Consider the following 18627-nt stretch of genomic DNA (forward strand, 5'->3'; position numbering starts at 1 on the left):
CCACCGCTTCCACTAAATGTGGTATCGACGACCCCAACATGTTAGGCATGTTATTTTATCCAAGGAGATCGGAACGTTATGAAAAAATCAGTCGACAATGGGACCATTCCGGGGCTTTCGAAGAACGCTTTGACGGTACTTGAGAAGCGCTACCTGAAGCGCGACACCACGGGCAAGACCCTGGAGACCCCCGCGGATATGTTCCGGCGCGTAGCGGCAGCCATCGCCGCGGCAGACGCCACGTTCGACAAGAAGGCCGATCTCAACGCCCTCACCGACAAGTTCTACAACCTGATGACCTCGTTCGAGTTCCTCCCCAACTCCCCGACCCTGATGAACGCCGGCCGCGAGCTGGGGCAGCTCTCCGCCTGCTTCGTCTTGCCGGTAGGGGACTCCATGGAGGAGATCTTCGAGTCCGTGAAGAACACCGCGCTGATCCACAAGTCCGGCGGCGGCACCGGCTTCTCCTTCTCGCGCCTGAGACCTGCCAACGACGTGGTCATGTCCACCACCGGCATCTCCAGCGGTCCGCTCTCCTTCATGCGGGTGTTCGACATCGCCACCGAGACCATCAAGCAGGGGGGCACCCGCCGCGGCGCCAACATGGCGATCCTGCGCGTGGACCATCCGGACATCATGGACTTCATCATGTGCAAGAACGACCAGCGCCAGTTGAACAACTTCAACATCTCGGTCGGCATCACGGAAGAGTTCATGAAAGCGGTCGACGCGGACCGCGACTACACCCTGATGAACCCGCGCGACAAGAAGCCGGCCGGCACCCTGAACGCCCGCAAGGTCTTCAGCCGCATCGTGAAGCAGGCCTGGGAGAACGGCGAGCCGGGGATCATCTTCCTGGACCGCCTGAACAAGGACAACCCGACCCCGCACATCGGCGAGATCGAGTCGACCAACCCCTGCGGCGAGCAGCCGCTCTTGCCCTACGAGTCCTGCAACCTGGGCTCCATCAACCTGGGCAAGATGGTGACCCACGGCCGGGTGAACTGGGACAAGCTGAAGGAAGTAGTGCACGCCGCGGTGCACTTCCTCGATAACGTCATCGAGGTGAACAACTACCCGCTCGACGAGATCGACAAGATGACCCGCTCCAACCGCAAGATCGGCCTGGGGGTCATGGGATGGGCGGACATGCTCATCATGCTGGGGACCGCCTACAACTCCGACGAGGCCGTTACCCTGGGCGAGCAGGTGATGAAGTTCATCAACGACGAAGGTCACGCGGCCTCCCGCGCGCTCGCCAAGACCCGCGGCGCCTTCCCGAACTTCAAGGGGTCGATCTACGACCGTCCTGGCGCGGAGGCGATCCGCAACGCGACCGTCACCACCATCGCCCCGACCGGCACCATCTCGATCATCGCCAACGCCTCTTCCGGCGTCGAGCCGCTCTTCGCGGTCTCCTTCGTGCGCCAGGTGATGGACAAGAACATCCTGGTCGAAGTGAACCCGCTCTTCGAGAAGATCGCCAAGGCCGACGGGTTCTACTCCGAGGCGCTCATGCAGAAGATCGCGGAGCACGGCACCGTGCACGGGATCAACGACATCCCCGAGCAGGTGCGCGACATCTTCGTGACCGCGCACGACATCACCCCGGAAGAGCACATCGCCATGCAGGCCGCCTTCCAGCGCCACACCGACAACGCGGTGTCGAAGACGGTTAACTTCCCGAACACCGCGACCGTCGAGGACGTGGAGAAGGTCTACCGCCTCGCCTACCAGACCAACTGCAAGGGTGTCACCATCTACCGCGACGGCTCCCGCGACGAGCAGGTCCTCTCGGTGGGCAAGAAGGAAGAGGCACCGGCTGCGGTGCTGGCCCCGGTCCTGGATGAGAAGCGCGCCGTGAAGCGCGAGCGCCCCAAGGCACTCAAGGGTTGGACCTACCAGATGCAGACCGGCTGCGGCCCGCTCTACATCACCATCAACGAGGACGCCACCGGTCTCTTCGAAGTCTTCACCACCATGGGCAAGGCTGGCGGTTGCGCGGCCAGCCAGTGCGAGGCGATCGGCCGCATGGTTTCCCTGGCCTGGAGAAGCGGCATCCAGGGGAGGAGCGTCGTGAAGCAGCTCCTGGGGATCTCCTGCCACTCGCCGTCCGGCTTCGGCGACAACAAGGTGCTCTCCTGCGCCGACGCGGTAGCGAAGGCGATCCAGTCCCACCTGGCACTCACCGGCCACGCCGACATCGTCGAGGTACCGGTGTTCGACAAGGGCGCCTGCCCCGAGTGCGGCGGCGTCGTGGAGCACGAGGGCGGCTGCGCCGTCTGCCGCGTCTGCGGCTACTCCGAGTGCGCCTAGTAGGGCGCCGGATACCGGCACAGCATAGATAACAACGTAGATAACAAAGCAAAAGCCCCGGGGACCTCTCCGGGGCTTTTTTAGTGCGCTGGCTGACGGCTCCGCCCTCCCCTTGCGACCTTAGGAGCCGGCCGATCGAGGGGCCCGCGCCTGAAGGCCGGTTCAGGCACCAGCAAACTTCGTGCGGCACCCCGAGCCGTTGCGCCTTGCTCCCTCTCTTTCCGGTTGAGTCATCACCTGGCAGGGCACAGTCAGAGCGAAGGCGCAGTAACCAGAGAGCATTGCGTCAAAAGTAAGCATCGGCGCCGGGAGCTGACACAGGAAACGCGGCAAAGGCAAAGCCGCCCCCGTTGCCGCTCATAGCGCTCCGGGCAAATGAAAGACGCCGGCGGCGGCCCCTGTTTTAAAACACCATCTGACCGACAACTTCTTTTAATACCGTCGTTTTTTGATATACTGGTGCTATCCAGATCTTCTCCCTGCGGTGTACGGGCCCTGCCCGGAAAAGGAGATAGCCATGAACGTCTTCGACTGTGCCATAAAGATAGAAGAGGAAGCCCGGAAGTACTACGAAACAATAAGCTCGCAGAGCAGCGAGCCCGATATGAAGCACCTGTTCACCATGCTGGCAGCCTCCGAGGAAGAGTTCCGCGACCAGCTGGTAAACCTGAAAACGACCCTGGCACCTGAGCTTGCGAAGGCCGACGCGATGGATGGGGCCGCCTGCTCGTTCCGGCCTCTGCTTACCGAGCGCGAACTGCTGGAGATCGTGAAAGACGACCACGACCTGTACCAGCTCTCGATGCGCGAAGTGGAAGAGGAGATCCGGTTCTACGAGGAGCTCGCCGCCAAGACCAAAGACCCGGCCACCCGCAACTGCCTGAAGATGCTCGCCGAAGAGGAGCGCCGGCACCTGAGCGTGGTGGAGAACATCTACGAGTTCGTCGAGGCTCCCAAGACCTACCTCGCCTGGGGTGAGTTCAGCAACCTGAAGGACCTCTGAGAAGAGGGTGCGACACGAAAAAAGCCCGCGGTGCGGGCTTTTTTTTCTTTCGAAACCAGGGATGAATGGGATTAACAGGATAAAACCAACTGCCTTTTAACGCTTTAGCCTTTCGTGTCTTTAGTCTTTCAGGTCTTCAGTCATTCAAAGTTTTTGATTTCATCCCGTCCATTCCATTCATCCCTGTTAGTCATTAATGATCCCGTCCATCCCTGTCTCGGTCCGTGCCGCGTCGTCGGCGCTGTCCGGGTCGCATTCCGGGCGCAGGTAGCGCTCCAGCTCGTCGTAGAGGCGATCGGTGGTGAGCTTGAGGCCGCCACCTGGTCCAGAGACGTCGGTGCACCCTGCACTGTCGAGCCGTGCAGGCGGTCCACCATCCCCTTCAGTTCGCGAAGCACGTGGTAGGTGTTCCTCAGCACAAGGTAGGAGCTCTCGCTCAACTCCTCCACTCGTTCGGTACGCAGCGCTGCAGTCATATCCTCTCCCCCGCACCCCGACTAGCGCCAGTGGATGCAGTTTACCGGGCAGCTGTCGATCGCCTCCTGGACGCTCTTCTCATCCGCCCCTTCCTGGTCGTAGGCCTCCGACACCCCTGCGTCGTTGAGGCGGAACACCGCGGGAACCAGGCTTTCACACAGCCCGCACCCGATGCAAACATCCTGATCTACGTATACCTCTCGTGCCATGACTCCTCCTGGTTACTGCTGTCATTTAATGATCATCTGCCGGTGCCTCTGCGGGGAAGCGGCAAGCTCCCCCGCTGCGAAACCGGCTCTGGCTCCGGCTGATCCGGCCGCCGGGACGGAACCGGAGCCGCTCATAGCATACCTTAGCAGGGCAAAAAGTCGACCGGCGGCCCGGAAAGCGGGGAAAAGCGGGGATAAAAGCTGAGAAGGGGGCGGGACCGCTGGGTGGATCCAAGGTTACCGGGGGGTGAAGGTCAGGCAGTCGGGGTGTGACTCATGTTTGCCGATGGTAACGCTGGAGGCGGTGCATTCGAGGGAGCTGTTGAGCTTGCAGGATTCTACCTTGCAGGCGCCGATGCCGCCCTGTACGTCGACGATCCCGGCGCGCTGGCTTGCGTGCACATAGGTATCGCAGCTGGGGCAGGGGTCCGAGGGCCCTCCCACGGTGATCGCCAGGGTGTGGCAGGCGTTGTGCTTGTTGTAGGCGCAGTCGGTTACCTCGCACGAGGTGATTTTTACCATCTGTTTCTCCATAGTGTTCTCCTTTGTCCCGCCCCCTTCTCGCTTAGGATTCTTTAACAGTTCCTAACCGATAGTCAAGCAGGCAAAAGGTCAAGGAGCAGACGGTGCGGCCGGCCTTCAACTCGCCTCCATGCGGCGCCGCGGCGCGGCCGGCGACTCCGGAACAGGGGCGTCAGCCGCAGCCGCCCCCCCCCACCCCGGGGATCTTTTTCTCGCGCAGCCACTCGTTGATGAGCCCGGTGGCGCAACCGACGCCGGAATCGACCGTGATGGCGCGGACCGGGCAGTTGCCGGCGCAGGCCCCGCACTCCATGCAGGCGTCCCGGTCGACGATGCGGGCGAGTTTCGCCTCGAGGGCGAACACCTGGTGCGGGCAGACCTCGAGGCAGCGACCGCAGCCGACGCAGCGCTTTTGGTCCAGCTCGAGGGTGGCGACGTTCGACAGGTAGCGAAAACCTTTCATCTCCGTATCTCCTTAGTAGACCAGGGCTCCCGCCAGCACCAGCAACAGGCTCACGAGCAGGGCGCCCCCCAGGACCGGCAGGCCGAGCCGCATCTCCTTCTTCACCCCGGAGCGCGAGGTGAAGGTGGTGCAGCCGGTGAAATTGAGGGTGTAGAAGGAGCTCACCGCGGGAAAGGCCAGGAACGAGGCGGCCTGCACGGGCCAGCTCCAGAGCGCCCCCCCCGCCAGGGCAAAAAAAACCGCACTGAAGGCGATGCCGGCCAGCGCCCCTTTGACGGCGAAGCTGCGCCCGGGAATGAAGGGGAGCAGGACCGGCGCCACAGCGATGCCGGTGAACACCGCGCCCAGGTACCCCAAGACGGTGGTCAAGGCGGCGCCGCTCCCCCCCGCCAAAAGTGCCACCAGGTAGAGCCCGCCCCCCAGCACCAGAAGCGTCTTAAGGACCAGGACGATCTCCACCGGCACCAGCACCAGGCGCTCGTAAAGGGTGAAGCTGAGCTCGCGCATGGCAGGCGTGGTACGCTCGCCGTTATCCAGGTATTCCGGGATGTCCTCGGCTCGGATGGTGGCGTACGTGATCGAGAAGTCGGTCGCTTTTTGCACCTCGTGGGCGGCGACCCCCGGGGCGCCCAAGATCGGCAGGGTGAGGCGCCTGTGCTGCACCACCTTGGCGAGGCCGCTCTCGGCGACCCGGCGCACCAGCTCCGTAGTCCCGAAGGTCCCCTTACCCGCCGCACACCAGACGTTGATCCCGAAGGTCTCCAGCACGAGGAGCCAGACGTTTCTTCCCGCAAGCGCGCGGCGCACCAGGTCGTAGGTCATCTGGTAGTTCGCGGTCACCAGTACCGGCGCCTCCGGTGTCGGCGCACCGATAGCGTACAGCCCGGGCGGCACCAGGAAGTCCATCCGGTTGATGCCCCAGCGTGCCATGCAGGCGCCGAGATGGTCGGCCACGGTGAGGGCAGTCCTTATCCGGGGCACCCGCCCGGCCGGCGTATCCAGCCACCCCTCGAATCCCGGCACCGTCTCGTCGATCGTTCCGCCCCCGGCGGAAGTGCGGGGACCTCAGCAGGGTGGCGCATCCGGGTCGGCACTCGGGACGCACCCGCCCGGCGCGGCCTTCGGCTTGGCCACTTCGATCTTCTTGAACTGCCGCATCTTTACCGGCTTTTCCATCTGGTTCTCCTTCCATTAACGGGGAAATCGCGGTAGACGCCGCCCCCCGCCATTATCGGATCTGCTTCGCGCGTGCTGTTCCGGGCGCGGTGTCAGGTGCAGGTGTCTTTTTGCTCAGCGGGTTCCCGGCAGCACTGCGCCGCCTTCGCGGGGGAGGTTTTTCAGCCGCTCCAGATCCCCACGGGCAGTTTCAGTGCCCAGCAGGAACGTGCGCAGCACCGGGACCAGGAACTGTTGGATCGCCCCCAGCGAGCGGTTGATCGAGTAGTGGATCCAGACCCCTTCGCGGCGGTCCTTGAGCCAGCCGGCGCTTTTCAGGACGCCGAGCTGCCGCGAGACCGTGGACTGCGGGAGTTGCAGCACCGCCACAAGATAGCAGACGCAGAGGTCCTCCTCTTCAAGAAGCAAGGCCAGAATGCGCAGCCTGGTCACGTCGTCGAGGGATTGAAAGAGAAGTGCCATGTTTTCCATGGCGGGGACTATATCCGTAAAAATGGATATAGTCAAGCAGGCGAGCAGGAGAAAACCGTCGTCACCGGACGGATTCAGTCAGTTAGGGTCGCAGATATACGAGGAAACGCAGCCGGCGCTGAAGTCCCCCCGTCGACGGCTGTGGCCGACAGATCCGGAAAACGAAAAAAAGCGGCCATCGCGGCCGCCTTTTATTTTGCCAGACGTCATTCGGGGATCAATCCCCTTCCCCCTCACAGGGTGCGTAGAAGTCGTCGTTGTCCAGGCGGTGTACCTTCATGAGGTTCGTGGTGCCGGGGCTGGAAAGCGGGCTTCCCATGGTGATCACCACCACGTCCCCCTTCTTGAGCCGTCCGGTTGCCAAGACCGTGTTTTCCACCGAGCTGATCTGGGCCTCGGTATTTCCCTCGATGACGACCAGGAGCGAGTGCACCCCCGCGTAGAGGGCGAGCCGGTTGCGCACGTTGGCAAAAGGGGTCACCGCGTAGATCGGGGATGCAGGGCGGTACTTGGAGACGAGCTGCGCCGTGCTCCCGGTCTGGGTGAAGGCGAGGATCGCTTCGGCCTTGACCCCTTCGGCGACCCGGCAGGCAGCCTGACCGATCACCTCGGCGAGACAGGGGAGCCCGTCCTTCTCGGGGATCGGGTAGAAGACCTGGGTCTTAAGCTGCGGGTCCCCCTCCACGTCGTGGGCCACCTGGACCATCATGGTAACCGCCTCCACCGGGTACTTGCCCGAGGCGGTCTCGGCCGAGAGCATGATCGCATCGGTTCCGTCCAGTATCGCGTTCGCCACGTCGGAGACCTCGGCCCTGGTCGGCCGCGGGTTTTGCACCATGCTCTCCAGCATCTGGGTCGCCGTGATCACCGGTTTCCCCGCTGCGTTGCAGCTGCGGATGATCCCCTTTTGGATCAGCGGGACCTTCTCCGGGTTCAGCTCCACCCCCAGGTCGCCACGCGCCACCATGATGCCGTCCGAGACGTCCAGGATGGCGTCGAAGTTCTCCACCGCCTCCGGCTTCTCGATCTTGGCGATCACCCTGAGCTCCGACCGGTGCGCCTTGAGGATATCCTTCAGTTCCTGGACGTCCGAGGCCTGGCGCACGAAAGAGAGCGCCACGTACTCGAGCTCCTCCCGGATGCAGAACTCCAGGTCTTCGCGGTCCTTCTCGGTGAGGGCCGGCGCCGAGACCTTGGCTCCGGGGAGGTTGATCCCCTTGCGGTCTTTCAGGATCCCTCCGCTTACCACGGTGCAGTGGACGTCCTCCCCCTCGACCCCGACCACCCGCAGCTCCATGAGTCCGTCGTCCAGCAGGATGCGGTCCCCGGGGACCACGTCACCCGGCAACCCCTGGTAGATGGTGGGGATCAGGTTGCCGCTCCCCATGATGTCACGGGTGGTGATGATCACCTCGCGCCCCTGGACCAGCTCCAGGGCGCCCCCGTCCATCTTGCCGGTGCGGATCTTGGGCCCCTGCAGGTCGCCCAGGATGGCGATGGCGCATTCGTTACGGCGCGACAGCTCGCGGATGGTGCGGATGATGGCGGACTTGGCAGCCTGTTCGCCGTGGGAGAAGTTCAAGCGGAAGACGTCGACTCCCGCCTGCATCAGGGCATTGAGACGTTCCTCGGAATCGCAGGCCGGGCCTACGGTGGCGACAATCTTGGTGCGACGCAACATACGGTAACTCCTTCAGTGGTGTAGTCAGAGCGTGATCCCACGCTAAAGCCGGCGCGGCCGCCTCGGCAAGGCTCGCGGCGGTTACGCGGCAAGTCAGGCCAAAGGGACCGTTTTCGTCCATTCGATAGCTTAAGCGTTACACCAGAAAGTCGAAATATACAATCCTTTTTGGGCTCATGAAAGAAGATGTAACGCAGTGGTAAACCAGCCGTGACGCTCCGGGAAGAGCGGCGGGACATCCGCGAAACAGATCCGTCAGTTGCGTCGCGTGAGCGTTCTCGGGGTTTTGTGGGCTCCTCGGGAAATCTCGGAAAGAGCGGTCAGTGGCGAATAATCCCCCCCGCCCGTCGGCAGGCGCCACAAAGGGAACAAGAAGCGCAGCAGCAGGAAGGAATGCAAAAAAGGGCCACTGAAAACTCAGGTGGCCCCTCTTCTTAAAACATATAACTTACAACTTAGAACATAGAACTTAGAACCGTCTCTCGGCTATTCCGCCGGGGCCGGCTGGTCCATCTCGGCGACCTCGTCCTTCAAGAACTTCAGCACCTGTTCCCACGCCGTGATGGCGCCCCCCTGCTCCTTGACGAAGCGCCCGGCGTCCTCGGGGCGGGCGAAGGCCCACTTCCCCGGGGAGGTCATCACGCCGTTCGCCCGGCCTCCCACCACCCAGGTGGCGCTCGCGGCGTCGACGAGTTCCTTGCTGTAGAAGTCCGCCACCTTGAGCGAGGCGGTCTTTTTCCCCGACTTCAGGATGTCCTCCACGGCGCAGTGAATGCTGCAGGTTGCGGTCTCGCTGCCGTCGGCGTAGCGGACCAGCGCCCGGCTGTAGGCGAAGAACACCCGGTCCATGCCGCAGCGCACGCAGTCGACGGTTTTATCCGCCCCTTCCAGGGCAAAGGCCGAACCGATGACGGTCAAGATGAGGATGAGCGGCAAAAAGAGGCGTCTCACGTTGTTACTCCTTCCTGGTTTTCGAAGGCGCGGCCGTCGCGCATCTCGATGCGCCGCCCCGCCAGCTGTGCCAGTTCCGGGTTGTGGGTCACCATCACGATGGTAAGCCCCGAGCTGCGGTTCAGTTCGGTGAGCACTTCGCCGATCTCGCCGGCCCTTTTGGTGTCCAGGTTTCCGGTCGGCTCGTCGGCCAAGAGGATCTCCGGGCTGTTCACCAGGGCGCGCGCGATGGCGACCCGCTGCATTTCCCCCCCCGAGATCTGTCCGGGAAGGTGGTTCATCCGGTGCTCCATGCCGAGCATCTTCAAAAGCCGCTCCACCTCTTCCTCGCCCCCCGGCTTGCGGAAAAAGGCGAGCGGCAGCGCCACGTTTTCCTGCACGGTCAGGGTCGGGATCAGGTAGAAGTTCTGGAAGATGTAGCCGAACACCTCGCGGCGCACCTGGGTCAGCTCCTTCTCCCCGAGCCTCTTCCCCTTGCCGAAGACCGTCTTCCCGGCCAGCTCCAGTTCGCCCGAGCTCGGGTTGTCCAGGCACCCCAAAAGGTTGATGAGGGTCGTCTTGCCGCTTCCCGAGGAGCCCACGAAGGAGACGAACTCCCCCTTCTTGATGGAGAGCGATACGCCGTCCAGGGCCTGGATCTCCTCGCTGCCGCGCCGGTAGACCCTGGTGAGATCCCGCGCCTGTAATGACCAGCCGTTCGTCGTCATGTCATTCCCCCCGGATCGATTCCAGCGGCCGGATGCGCCCCGCCTTCCAGGCCGGATAGAGCCCGCTTAAAAGTCCCACCACCACGATGATCACCAGGGTCAATAAGGAGAGCTTCAGGTCGATCGCCACCAGCCCACCCTTCGGTGCGTAGGGGAGGATGCTGCGCGCCAAGAGATCGGTGAACCTTGAGAAGAGGACGGCGAGGAGGATCCCCGCGACGCCGCCCAAGCTGCACAGGATCAGGGTCTCGGTCCAGACCAGGCGGAACACGTCGCCCGGCATCGCCCCCATGGTCTTCAGGATGCCGATCTCCTGGCGGCGCTCCAGCACCGACATGAGCACGGTGTTTATCACCCCCACCATGGCGATCAAAAGCGCCACCACCGCGATCGAGAAGACCATGACCCGCGCCGTCGAGATCAGTTTCATGATGGTCTGCTTCACCTGGCTGAAACTCACCACCTGCACGTCCTTCAACTGGTAGAGCTTGTTCTCGAGGCCGGTGATGTCAGCGTCCTTCTTCACCTTGATCCCGATGGTGGTGATCTGGTCCACCTGGGAGATCTTCTGCAGCGTCTTTAAGGGGACGAAGGTGGTGCCATCGTCCTGGCTCCCGGTACGCTCCAGTATCCCCACCACCTTGAGCTTCACGTTCTTCTCGGGAACGATGGTCTCGTCTCCCACCTCGCGCTGCTCCAGCTCCGCCGCCTCGTACCCCATCACCACCTCGTCGGCGGCGTTGTCCTTGAACCAGCCACCCTTCTTGAAGCGGAAAAAGGGCTTCATGGCCGGGTAGCTGTGGGCGTCCACCCCGTAGAAGCCGGCAATGCCGCCGCTCTCCCCCTTGTTCGGGTCGAAGAAGGCCTGCATCAGGATCGGGGTCACCTTGTCCACCTCGGGCTCTTTGGTGATCTGGTCCACCATGGACTGGTCCATGTAGCGGAGCCCCTTCCCCCCCTGCAGCATCATGGTGGCCGCCTCGTAGGGGCACCCCTTGGCCATCACCATGAGCTGGTATCCCATGTTCTCGATGTCGCGATTGAGCGCAGTCTCGTAGCCGCGGTTGAAGCCGAAGAGGCTCACCAGCACCCAGGTCGAGAGCATGATCCCGATCAGGGTGAGCACGCTTCTCACCTTCTTGCGCAACAGGTTCTTGTAGGCGATCTGGAAAGGGGTGATCATCATGGCTTGCCCCTTTCCGCGGAAAAGACGAACTCATCCATGAGCACCAGGTTTTTCTTCAAGCCACGCAGGATGCCGTAGTAGTCGGTCTCCAGATCCGGCGAGGGGTTGGGAACATCGGCGATCCTGCCGCTCCCCTTGCCGCGCACCGGGTCGTAGTGGTCGAAGTCCTTCAGGGTAACCCCCTCGAACTTCCGGGCGAACTTGGCCTCGCGGAACTTGCTCGCCGCGGCGCCGGTGATCTTCTGCAGGTAGAAGGTCTTCACCTTGCCGGAGAGGTCCTGGGCGATGAAGACCTGGATGCCGCCGAACTGCCCTTTCTGGTTCACCCCGTGGATGTAGCCCACCTTTTTCTTGTCCTTGTAGATCTCGTAGAGCGTGTAGGGGACGTCGACCGGTGCGTAGAGTGCGATGTTCTGGGCGCCCAGGCGGCCTTCGATCTTTTTCAAAAGCGCGGGTCCCCCCATTTTCTGGATGGAGACGTAGACCGTCTTGAAGCTGGTCGATTCCGGGAAGAGCCGGGGCACGTCGCGGTCCGGGTTATTTAGATCGCACCCGACGGCTGCCAGGGCCGACGTGGACCAGAACAGCAAAAGCAGCGGCAGCAGAATTTTTATACAAATGGAACGCATGGTTACCTCATCACGTTGAAACACATCTGTTGCCGGAAACCTCAAAGCCCTGAGCGTGCCCACGAGGAAAGATCTTCGCGAAGCACCGCAGGAGCCAGGTGTTCCCGAATTCGCGAAGGTTCCTCCGGGATATCCGGGGAAGCTTCGAGAAGGTCCCTGTCCAGCATCTGCAGTCGGCCCCGCGCCCCCCCTTTGCGAAGGGGGGACAGGGGGGATTTTGACCAGGTCGCCACCTGGAAACACTTCCTACGCTACATCCCCGCCCCGCCGCCTCCCTACTGCGCGGTCCAGCCGGTCAGCTTCACCAGCTCCGGGTTGGTACCCGGGCCGAGCTGCACCACGTAGCACCCTTTCGAGGCGTAGCGCTGGCCGGCCCCGAAGTTGAGCCGCCCGAAAAGCGGGTGCGGCTGGTCGCCCATCATCCCGGCGACATCCAGGAGGTTGTCCCGGTAGTAGTTACCCTTAAGGTCCATGAGCAAAAGCGACAAGAGCTGGGTGACCACGTTGGTCTGGGCGATCACCTGCTGGGTCTCGGAGCGCACGGGGACCTCGGCCTTGCGCAGGTTCGGCTTGGTGTCCTCGGGGATCAGGGTCCGCCCCATCACCGGCTTGGGGAGCGGCGTAAATATATAGGGGTAGGTCAGGTACGAGAAACCGCGCACCGGCTCGGGCAGCGTCCAGAGGCTCTCCCCCAGGTAGCGCGCGGAAAAGACCATGACCTCCGGGTGCTGCTTTTCCTTGAAGAGCTCCAGGGCCGGCAGCGCGGAACCGTCGTCCCAGACGAGCAGGCGCAGCTCCCCTTCCCCCTTCCCGGCCTTTTCCAGCACCTGCTTGAGGAAGTCGCGGTCCAGCTTCTGGCCGGCCGGCAGCGGAACCGTCACCGGCGCCTTTTGTCCCAGCTCCTGCCAGGCATGCCGGAACCCGGCAGAGAGCGCCTTCCCCTGCGGGCTTTCGCGCACGATCTCGACCAGCGCCCCCTCTTTCAGGTTCTTCTGCGCCAGGAAATGCGCCGCGCTCTCCCCTTCCTGGTAGAACCCCTTGGACTGGTACAGCGTGTACCAGTCGCTCTCCGAAAGCACCGGGAGGTCGGTCGCCGGGAAGAGGCTCGGGATGCCGTTTTGCTCGCAGAACTGGTGAATCGGCTGCCAGGACCCGTTCACCGCGCCACCCACCAGGGCGAAGACGGGATCGTTTCGGTAGTACTCCTCGAGCTGGGCCCGCCAGGTATCCGGGGAGCCGCGCAAAACCCAGCGCCCCAGCGAAAGCGACTTGGTGACCAGCTCGCGCGAGGGGAGCATGTTCTCGGCCATGAGCCGCGATTTCGCGCCGCTGCGCGGGTTGCCAAACCCCTTGATCTGTCCGTTTTTCAGGTTGAAGAAGAAGGTGAGCGTGGTGAAGAGCGCATCGCGCTTTGCCGGGGGGAGATCCTCGGAGACCACCGTGGCGAGCCGGATCCGGTCCTCGCTGATCCCCGGGGAGAACTCGACCGAGAGGGTCTTCAGGTAGGCCACCAGAAGCTTCAGGTCCTTCTCCTCGAGCTGGTACTGCGGCATGCTCGCGCTCAGCTGGCGGCCGCCGGGGTCCTTGCCGTGGCGCAGCGCCTCGATGAGCGTCGCCTCGGTGTAGGCGGGCCGCAGCGGCGGTTCGGTCCCCTCGTTCAAGACGATCCCCTTGTAGGTGCGCGGCAGCGGCTTGAAGAGTTTGTCGCCGTTGATGGCCGGAACGTAGACCCCCTCGTCGAACGCGCCCAGCCCGCTGCGCAGGTGGCAGCTCGCGCAGGTGAAGGTGAGTCCCGGCGCCGCCGGCTCGCCGTGCAGGTTCACCCGCAGCCGCTCGCCGGAGGGGAGGATCCCCTCGCGGTAGATCCGCTCGCCCTGCTTGAGCTCCTCCTTGGTTGCAGCCTGGGCCGAAGTAGCCGGGAGCAGAGCTGCCAAGGCAAGGGGGATGGCAAGCGCGCAGCCAACGAGCAGGGAGCTCAGGCGCGTCCTGAAGGTGCGGTCGGTCATGGGTGGTGGTCTCCTTCTGGCGCGTCGGGCGCCGGCTCTAAGAACGACTGCTAAAGGTCGAAGAGGTAGCAGCCGCGCAGCACGGTCTTGCCGTCCTTCTGAAAGACGAAGCTCACCTCCCAGTCGCCCGGCATCACCAGGCGCACCGGCAAGAGGTAGACCCCCTTCTTGGACAGGGCGAAGTTCTGGTCCCCCGCCGCGTGGGCGCCGCGCATCGAGGGCATGTCGGCGTCCCCCTTCACGGTGAACGAGGTGTCGCGCGCCCCTTCGCGGGTGAAGATCTCAACCCGCATCACCGCGTTCCCCAGCTTGGGGGGCTTGGCAAAAGCGTAGGTGAAGTAGTGGCGGGGACCCAGGGGGACCTTCTCTCCAGGCTTGGGGAGTACCTGGAAGTCGCGCTTGGCGAGGGAGGGATTGGCGGCCAGGGCCGCGGCGGGGTGAACCTCAAAGACAACAAGCGCCAACAGTAGCGCCGCAAGTAATACTCTCATCGTTAGCACTCCCTGTCATAGCTGCACGACTCATGACGACATCGGACTCAGAGGCTGATATGAAAGACTTCATCAGCCAATCAGGTCGTGTTTATACAGCAAATCATATGAGTGTCAAGCCAAATTCCCGCACAAATCGCGAGACAATGCGGGATATCCGAATAAGCAAAACAGCGGGCCACCAAAAGGGACCGAAGCCGAAAAAATAGCGACTTCGTGAATCAGAGATCTCTTTGTCCTGCCGGAAATGCCGCCTGCCGAGAGCCTGCGGCCTTTGTTCCCGTGGCAGGGGCCGCATGCCGAAGCCGTGGTTAATTTTGTAGCCCTTCTGGCACTTCGTGACCGATTACGCCGTTCCCGGCTGTTGCGCCGCGATCTACTGCTGTGGCGGCGGGTTCATGTTGCGCTGCATCTTAAGCGCCCTGATCTGCTGTTTCATGTCCTGGCGCGAAGTCTGGTAGCTCGGCTTGACCGCGGCCCCTTGGTCGGCACCTTGCTGTTGGTCCGAGCTGCCGTCCTTGGCCTGGCTGCCGGTCCCCTGGCCGGGCTGGCTTGCGGCAGCGCCCTGGCCGGAGCCGTTCAGATTCAGCTGGGAGAGCTCCTGGGTGTAGGCTTCGAGTTGCTGTTTCTTTTCCGCGGCACTCGCCTGGGCGGCTGCGGCTTCCGGCCCCTCCTGGGCCGAGAGCAGCTCGGCCTGCACCAGTTCGGCCCTCAGGCGCTCGATCTCAGCGCTGAGCCAGGCCGAGCGCCGGGGCGCATCGCGGCGGATGGGTGCAGCGGCGCTCCCCTTTTCGGCAGCCGGCGCGTTGTCCGGAGTTCCGGTGTACTCGACCACGATCCCGCTGTCGCTTTCCACGATCTTGGGAGTTTCTGCCCGGGCGATGACCGCCATAATGACTACTGCGCCGATTGCCGTGATCATGCCGATGGTACTCATGATATTCCTCCTGCTCTCTGCGGATGGCCGGTGACCTCGGCTCCACCCCAGACCCGATGGGGAATCGTGCTCCCCCACCCACATTTTCAACTCATTGCCCCAGACCAGTGCAAGGGGTCGAACCCGGTCCCAGCCGTGCCCGTTGCCGCCCCCGCCATTCTTCTGGGCAATACAGGTTGCGTGCCATGCCGTGGCTGCGCTGCTATCTACCCTTTTTTGCGTGACTTGACAAGCGGCGCGGCGGCGGGAACCTGTCGGGAAGGGTGCTCCAAATTTACCTTCCAGAAAATGGCTGGCGACTAGGCTACTGAAATGGCGGGACTTTTTATGATTAACGAAACGTACTGGGTCTTTCAATGAGACAGCCCTCCCCTTTAGCGCAGTGATCGCGCCGTTTCCGGGGTGCAGCACAGGAATCGGAACTGGGGCGCACCATGGCCGCAGCTCCTACATCGGTCGCGTCAACCAGGCCCCCCTTCCAGGCTAGTTGGGGCCCCGACCGCCTTCGCTCATTTTTGTCCCCCCCTATCTTTTTGCTTCCTACTGGCCCGACCCGTCCGATATCCGATCCGTCCGATCCTTCCCGACCTCCGGTCGTTTCTTCAGCCGATCAGCTGGAAATATCAGAATCTGTGCCAGTTTTGAAGAAGACGCCGGGAGCGGGACGGGACCGGTGCCGCTTCGTTTGGTAGCTCGGTCACCTCGCGTAGTGCCGGGTCTGAAATTGTGGGGGAAGCGTCGCGGCGCAGTAGGACTAAGATTACAGAAAGTCCCGCAGTTCGGACGGTTCCGGCGAATTCCTGGTTCCCGGAAGCATCGTGAAATGGCAACGCAATATAACTAAACGGAGCAAGCAGGCGGATCGACCGAGGATGGAGCATCAAGCGTGGCCTCACCAGCATCGCAGCAAGACTGTCGAGAATTCTTACAGTCAAGTACGGCACTGGAGCCGACTCAAGTTGCCAGGATATTAACCGTATTTCACCGTAAAGACGACCAAAGCCCGATGTCGGTAATCTTTACACGACCGAAAATAAGCGGAAAGTTTCGGCAGTTACCCTGCAAGTGTCTGGAATAACGCGGTGAAAAGTGTCGAAAATCCGACTAAGGAAGAGTTCCGCCCAGTTCGGACCAGCGGAAACAGTCTACGGTGTGGTCGTTTACCATTCCGACCGCCTGCATGAAGGCGTAACAGATGGTGCTCCCCACGAAATTGAAACCGCGGCGTTTCAGGTCGCGGCTGAGGGCATCGGAGGTGGAGGTCGAGGCAGGAACCTCGCTGAGGCTGCGCCAGGCATTCTGGCGCGGGACGCCGTCGACGAAGCGCCACAGGTAGGAGTCGAAAGAGCCGAACTCCTGCTGCACGGCGAGAAAAGAGCGGGCGTTGGAGATGGCGGAGTTGAGTTTCAGCCGGTTGCGCACCACGCCGGGGTCGGCGAGCAGTCGGGCCAGGTCCCCCTCGCCAAAGCGCGCCACCTGCTCCGGATCGAACCCGGCAAAAGCCGCGCGGTAGGCTGGCCGCTTTCTGAGGATGGTGATCCAGGAAAGGCCCGCCTGGGCGCCTTCCAGGATCAGGAACTCGAAGAGGAGCCGGTCGTCGTGCACCGGCTCCCCCCATTCGAGATCGTGGTAGCTAACGTAGAGGGGATCGCTGCCGGCCCAGCCGCAGCGCAGTCTCTGGATTTCAGTCACGTCCCCCTCCGGCACGAAATATGAAATTTATCAATAGGGCGGCTACAGCAACCGTCCAGCGGCAACCTGCGGCTTGGTACCGACTCCTTCCAAGGGGCGCACGGGAGATCCGTTATCCGAAACGTCACGGGTGAACCTTTGGAAAAGAGGAGACAGGGGGATTTCACCCGCCGTTAGCCGCAGCGCGGATCTCTTCGTCTGCTAATCCCTGTGGCGATCTTCCCGGCGCTGTTCCTTCTCGGCGCGTTTCTCCTCGCGACGCTGTTCCTTGTCGTAGCGTTTCTCTTCGCGGCGCTGCTCTTTCTCGCGGAAATGCTCTTCCTTGCGCTGTTCGTGCGCGTCGCGGCGCTGTTCGCGCCACTCTTCCTTCGCGGAGCGGAAATGCCGGCCGCGGTAGTGGTCGCGGTCCTGGCGGTACACCTCGTACTCCCGGGCGCGGAATTCGCGGATCCGCTCCAGGCGGTGCCGGCGCAGCCCCGGCGGCAGCTCGCGGTAACGGGTCACCATCCACGGGCCGCGGCTGCTCGGCGCGCGCAGCCAGCGCCCGTCGCGGTACAGGAAGTAGTTGTTGTTGAGGTAAAAGAGATCGTAGGGAACCCCCACCGCCACGTAGAAACCGAGCGCGCCGGGATAGACGAACTGGATGTCGTCGGTAACCTCGATCATCTGCGCCGGCGGCACGTAGACCGGCGCGGGGGCCGGCACGTAGACCGGGGCCGGCGGCGGTACGTAGACCGGCTGGGGCGGCGGAGCCACCACCACGGTACGCGGCGGCTCGCCCAGGTTGATGTTCACGTTGACGCCGGCGAAGGCGGCCTGCGCCCCGCACAGAAGCAGGACGGTGCCCTGCAGAATAACCTTCTTCTTGTTGACCACGCTGAAACCTCCTTGATAGCCTCCCCTTCGCGGCAAAAAAAAAGGGTTGCCGATATCGGGAGAGATATTTCGGCAACCCGGCTGTCTCGATGAGACCCTGTAGGCTTTCCGTCCCACCCTCGCGGATGGTTTAGTATTATCGTGTATCACTCGGCTCTTGCGCCGAATTGTCTTTCCCGGCATCGGCAACCCAACAACCGGGGAGGCATTGAGATGATCTTTTACTCTAATCGGACCAAATAAGTCAATAATAAAAGGGTGTCGCCGTAGCGGCCCTGGAAGGTCCGGAGCGGGAACAGGCGCGGTGCGGCAAGGTTCGAGTTGACTCCAAACGGGAAGCTTTGAGACAATCTCGACATGGATATCTTGGCGAGCATAGCGGAACGGAAGATCCAGGAAGCGATGGCGCGCGGCGAGTTCGACAACCTCCCCGGCCGCGGCAAGCCGCTGGTGCAGGAAGACCTCTCCGGCATCCCCGAAGAGCTGCGCATGGCCTACAAGGTGTTGAAGAATGCCGGCTGCGTCCCGCCCGAAGTAGAGCTGGTTAACGAGGTACAGTCGCTCAGGCGGCTCCTTCTCGACCTCGATGACGGCGAGGAGCGCCGCAAAAAGGTCCGCGAGTTGAACTTCAAGCTCATGAAACTCGAGATCGCCCTCAAGCGCCCGGTAAGCCTCGACCTCTTCCCCCAGTACCAGGACAAACTCCTGGACACGTCGAAATAGCGCAGCCCGCAACGGCGGTCGCCCCTTTGTCGCCGAAAGCCGGACGCCCCACTCAGCCCTTTTTAATTTACTTCCCCCTAAACTTCTCCTATATTCTCCCCCGTTTAGCAT

Annotated in this window: 18 protein-coding genes and 1 riboswitch; of the genes, 3 read left to right on the forward strand and 15 right to left on the reverse strand. The window is 62.6% G+C overall.

The genetic code is table 11. The features are described 5' to 3' along the window. Positions 1-78 precede the first annotated feature (78 nt). The gene (locus tag GMST_RS21295) at positions 79-2316 is read left to right on the forward strand and encodes a vitamin B12-dependent ribonucleotide reductase (protein ID WP_183356727.1); all 2238 of its coding nucleotides are present in this window, start codon (positions 79-81) and stop codon (positions 2314-2316) included. 517 nt (positions 2317-2833) lie between these two features. Then, the gene (locus tag GMST_RS21300) at positions 2834-3319 is read left to right on the forward strand and encodes a ferritin-like domain-containing protein (RefSeq protein ID WP_183356728.1); all 486 of its coding nucleotides are present in this window, start codon (positions 2834-2836) and stop codon (positions 3317-3319) included. 497 nt (positions 3320-3816) lie between these two features. Here GMST_RS21300 and GMST_RS21305 read toward each other — a convergent pair whose 3' ends face one another. The 15 genes from GMST_RS21305 to GMST_RS21375 form a co-directional block, all read right to left on the reverse strand. Further along, positions 3817-4005 (reverse strand): ferredoxin, encoded by a 189-nt coding sequence (locus GMST_RS21305; RefSeq protein WP_183356729.1) that lies wholly within the window; start codon positions 4003-4005, stop codon positions 3817-3819. A 237-nt stretch (positions 4006-4242) separates the two neighbouring features. Continuing rightward, positions 4243-4539 carry a DUF1540 domain-containing protein gene (locus tag GMST_RS21310; RefSeq protein ID WP_183356730.1) on the reverse strand — a complete coding sequence of 99 codons (297 nt, stop codon included), beginning with the start codon at positions 4537-4539 and terminating at the stop codon, positions 4243-4245. 160 nt (positions 4540-4699) lie between these two features. After that, complete coding sequence (gene hgcB, locus GMST_RS21315; RefSeq protein WP_183356731.1) at positions 4700-4990, reverse strand: mercury methylation ferredoxin HgcB; 291 nt, start codon at positions 4988-4990, stop codon at positions 4700-4702. A gap of 12 nt (positions 4991-5002) precedes the next feature. Further along, positions 5003-6166, reverse strand: a complete 1164-nt coding sequence (gene hgcA, locus GMST_RS21320) for a mercury methylation corrinoid protein HgcA (RefSeq protein WP_250697419.1) — start codon at positions 6164-6166, stop codon at positions 5003-5005. Between the two features lie 114 nt (positions 6167-6280). Beyond that, a complete protein-coding gene (locus GMST_RS21325) occupies positions 6281-6637 on the reverse strand; it encodes an ArsR/SmtB family transcription factor (protein ID WP_183356732.1) in 357 nt (118 codons plus the stop codon). Between the two features lie 217 nt (positions 6638-6854). Next, positions 6855-8318: a pyruvate kinase gene (gene pyk, locus GMST_RS21330; protein WP_183356733.1), complete on the reverse strand. Its 1464-nt coding sequence runs from the start codon at positions 8316-8318 to the stop codon at positions 6855-6857. A 486-nt stretch (positions 8319-8804) separates the two neighbouring features. After that, positions 8805-9269, reverse strand: a complete 465-nt coding sequence (locus GMST_RS21335) for a nitrous oxide reductase accessory protein NosL (protein WP_183356734.1) — start codon at positions 9267-9269, stop codon at positions 8805-8807. Continuing rightward, positions 9266-9976, reverse strand: a complete 711-nt coding sequence (locus GMST_RS21340) for an ABC transporter ATP-binding protein (protein WP_183356735.1) — start codon at positions 9974-9976, stop codon at positions 9266-9268. The genes GMST_RS21335 and GMST_RS21340 overlap by 4 nt, the downstream gene beginning before the upstream one ends. Before the next feature lies 1 nt (position 9977). Continuing rightward, positions 9978-11162 (reverse strand): ABC transporter permease, encoded by a 1185-nt coding sequence (locus GMST_RS21345; protein WP_183356736.1) that lies wholly within the window; start codon positions 11160-11162, stop codon positions 9978-9980. Further along, on the reverse strand, positions 11159-11791 hold the full coding sequence (locus GMST_RS21350; RefSeq protein ID WP_183356737.1) for a hypothetical protein: 633 nt from the start codon (positions 11789-11791) through the stop codon (positions 11159-11161). The genes GMST_RS21345 and GMST_RS21350 overlap by 4 nt, the downstream gene beginning before the upstream one ends. A 275-nt stretch (positions 11792-12066) precedes the next feature. Beyond that, positions 12067-13797 (reverse strand): ABC transporter substrate-binding protein, encoded by a 1731-nt coding sequence (locus GMST_RS21355; protein ID WP_183356738.1) that lies wholly within the window; start codon positions 13795-13797, stop codon positions 12067-12069. Positions 13798-13847: 50 nt separating this feature from the next. Then, positions 13848-14288, reverse strand: coding sequence for a hypothetical protein (locus tag GMST_RS21360; protein ID WP_183356739.1), 441 nt, complete (start codon positions 14286-14288; stop codon positions 13848-13850). Positions 14289-14664: 376 nt separating this feature from the next. Continuing rightward, positions 14665-15225, reverse strand: a complete 561-nt coding sequence (locus GMST_RS21365; RefSeq protein WP_183356740.1) for a hypothetical protein — start codon at positions 15223-15225, stop codon at positions 14665-14667. A 1104-nt stretch (positions 15226-16329) separates the two neighbouring features. After that, a complete protein-coding gene (locus GMST_RS21370) occupies positions 16330-16917 on the reverse strand; it encodes a DNA-3-methyladenine glycosylase I (RefSeq protein WP_183356741.1) in 588 nt (195 codons plus the stop codon). A 201-nt stretch (positions 16918-17118) separates the two neighbouring features. Then, complete coding sequence (locus GMST_RS21375; RefSeq protein WP_183356742.1) at positions 17119-17793, reverse strand: hypothetical protein; 675 nt, start codon at positions 17791-17793, stop codon at positions 17119-17121. A 68-nt stretch (positions 17794-17861) separates the two neighbouring features. Further along, positions 17862-17938: riboswitch (cyclic di-GMP riboswitch) on the reverse strand. A gap of 212 nt (positions 17939-18150) precedes the next feature. On the opposite strand from GMST_RS21375, the gene GMST_RS21380 reads away from it, so the two are divergent. After that, the gene (locus tag GMST_RS21380) at positions 18151-18516 is read left to right on the forward strand and encodes a DnaJ family domain-containing protein (protein ID WP_183356743.1); all 366 of its coding nucleotides are present in this window, start codon (positions 18151-18153) and stop codon (positions 18514-18516) included. Positions 18517-18627 lie beyond the last annotated feature (111 nt).

The organism is Geomonas silvestris (assembly GCF_014193515.1).
Taxonomy (GTDB): Bacteria; Desulfobacterota; Desulfuromonadia; order Geobacterales; family Geobacteraceae; genus Geomonas; species Geomonas silvestris.

Excerpts from the sequence above, each read along its gene's own strand:
- GMST_RS21295 (WP_183356727.1), top strand. The coding sequence starts at position 79 with ATGAAAAAATCAGTCGACAATGGGACCATTCCGGGGCTTTCGAAGAAC.
- GMST_RS21300 (WP_183356728.1), top strand. The coding sequence starts at position 2,834 with ATGAACGTCTTCGACTGTGCCATAAAGATAGAAGAGGAAGCCCGGAAG.
- GMST_RS21305 (WP_183356729.1), bottom strand. The coding sequence starts at position 4,005 with ATGGCACGAGAGGTATACGTAGATCAGGATGTTTGCATCGGGTGCGGG.
- GMST_RS21310 (WP_183356730.1), bottom strand. The coding sequence starts at position 4,539 with ATGGAGAAACAGATGGTAAAAATCACCTCGTGCGAGGTAACCGACTGC.
- hgcB (WP_183356731.1), bottom strand. The coding sequence starts at position 4,990 with ATGAAAGGTTTTCGCTACCTGTCGAACGTCGCCACCCTCGAGCTGGAC.
- GMST_RS21325 (WP_183356732.1), bottom strand. The coding sequence starts at position 6,637 with ATGGAAAACATGGCACTTCTCTTTCAATCCCTCGACGACGTGACCAGG.
- pyk (WP_183356733.1), bottom strand. The coding sequence starts at position 8,318 with ATGTTGCGTCGCACCAAGATTGTCGCCACCGTAGGCCCGGCCTGCGAT.
- GMST_RS21340 (WP_183356735.1), bottom strand. The coding sequence starts at position 9,976 with ATGACGACGAACGGCTGGTCATTACAGGCGCGGGATCTCACCAGGGTC.
- GMST_RS21345 (WP_183356736.1), bottom strand. The coding sequence starts at position 11,162 with ATGATGATCACCCCTTTCCAGATCGCCTACAAGAACCTGTTGCGCAAG.
- GMST_RS21350 (WP_183356737.1), bottom strand. The coding sequence starts at position 11,791 with ATGCGTTCCATTTGTATAAAAATTCTGCTGCCGCTGCTTTTGCTGTTC.
- GMST_RS21355 (WP_183356738.1), bottom strand. The coding sequence starts at position 13,797 with ATGACCGACCGCACCTTCAGGACGCGCCTGAGCTCCCTGCTCGTTGGC.
- GMST_RS21360 (WP_183356739.1), bottom strand. The coding sequence starts at position 14,288 with ATGAGAGTATTACTTGCGGCGCTACTGTTGGCGCTTGTTGTCTTTGAG.
- GMST_RS21365 (WP_183356740.1), bottom strand. The coding sequence starts at position 15,225 with ATGAGTACCATCGGCATGATCACGGCAATCGGCGCAGTAGTCATTATG.
- GMST_RS21380 (WP_183356743.1), top strand. The coding sequence starts at position 18,151 with ATGGATATCTTGGCGAGCATAGCGGAACGGAAGATCCAGGAAGCGATG.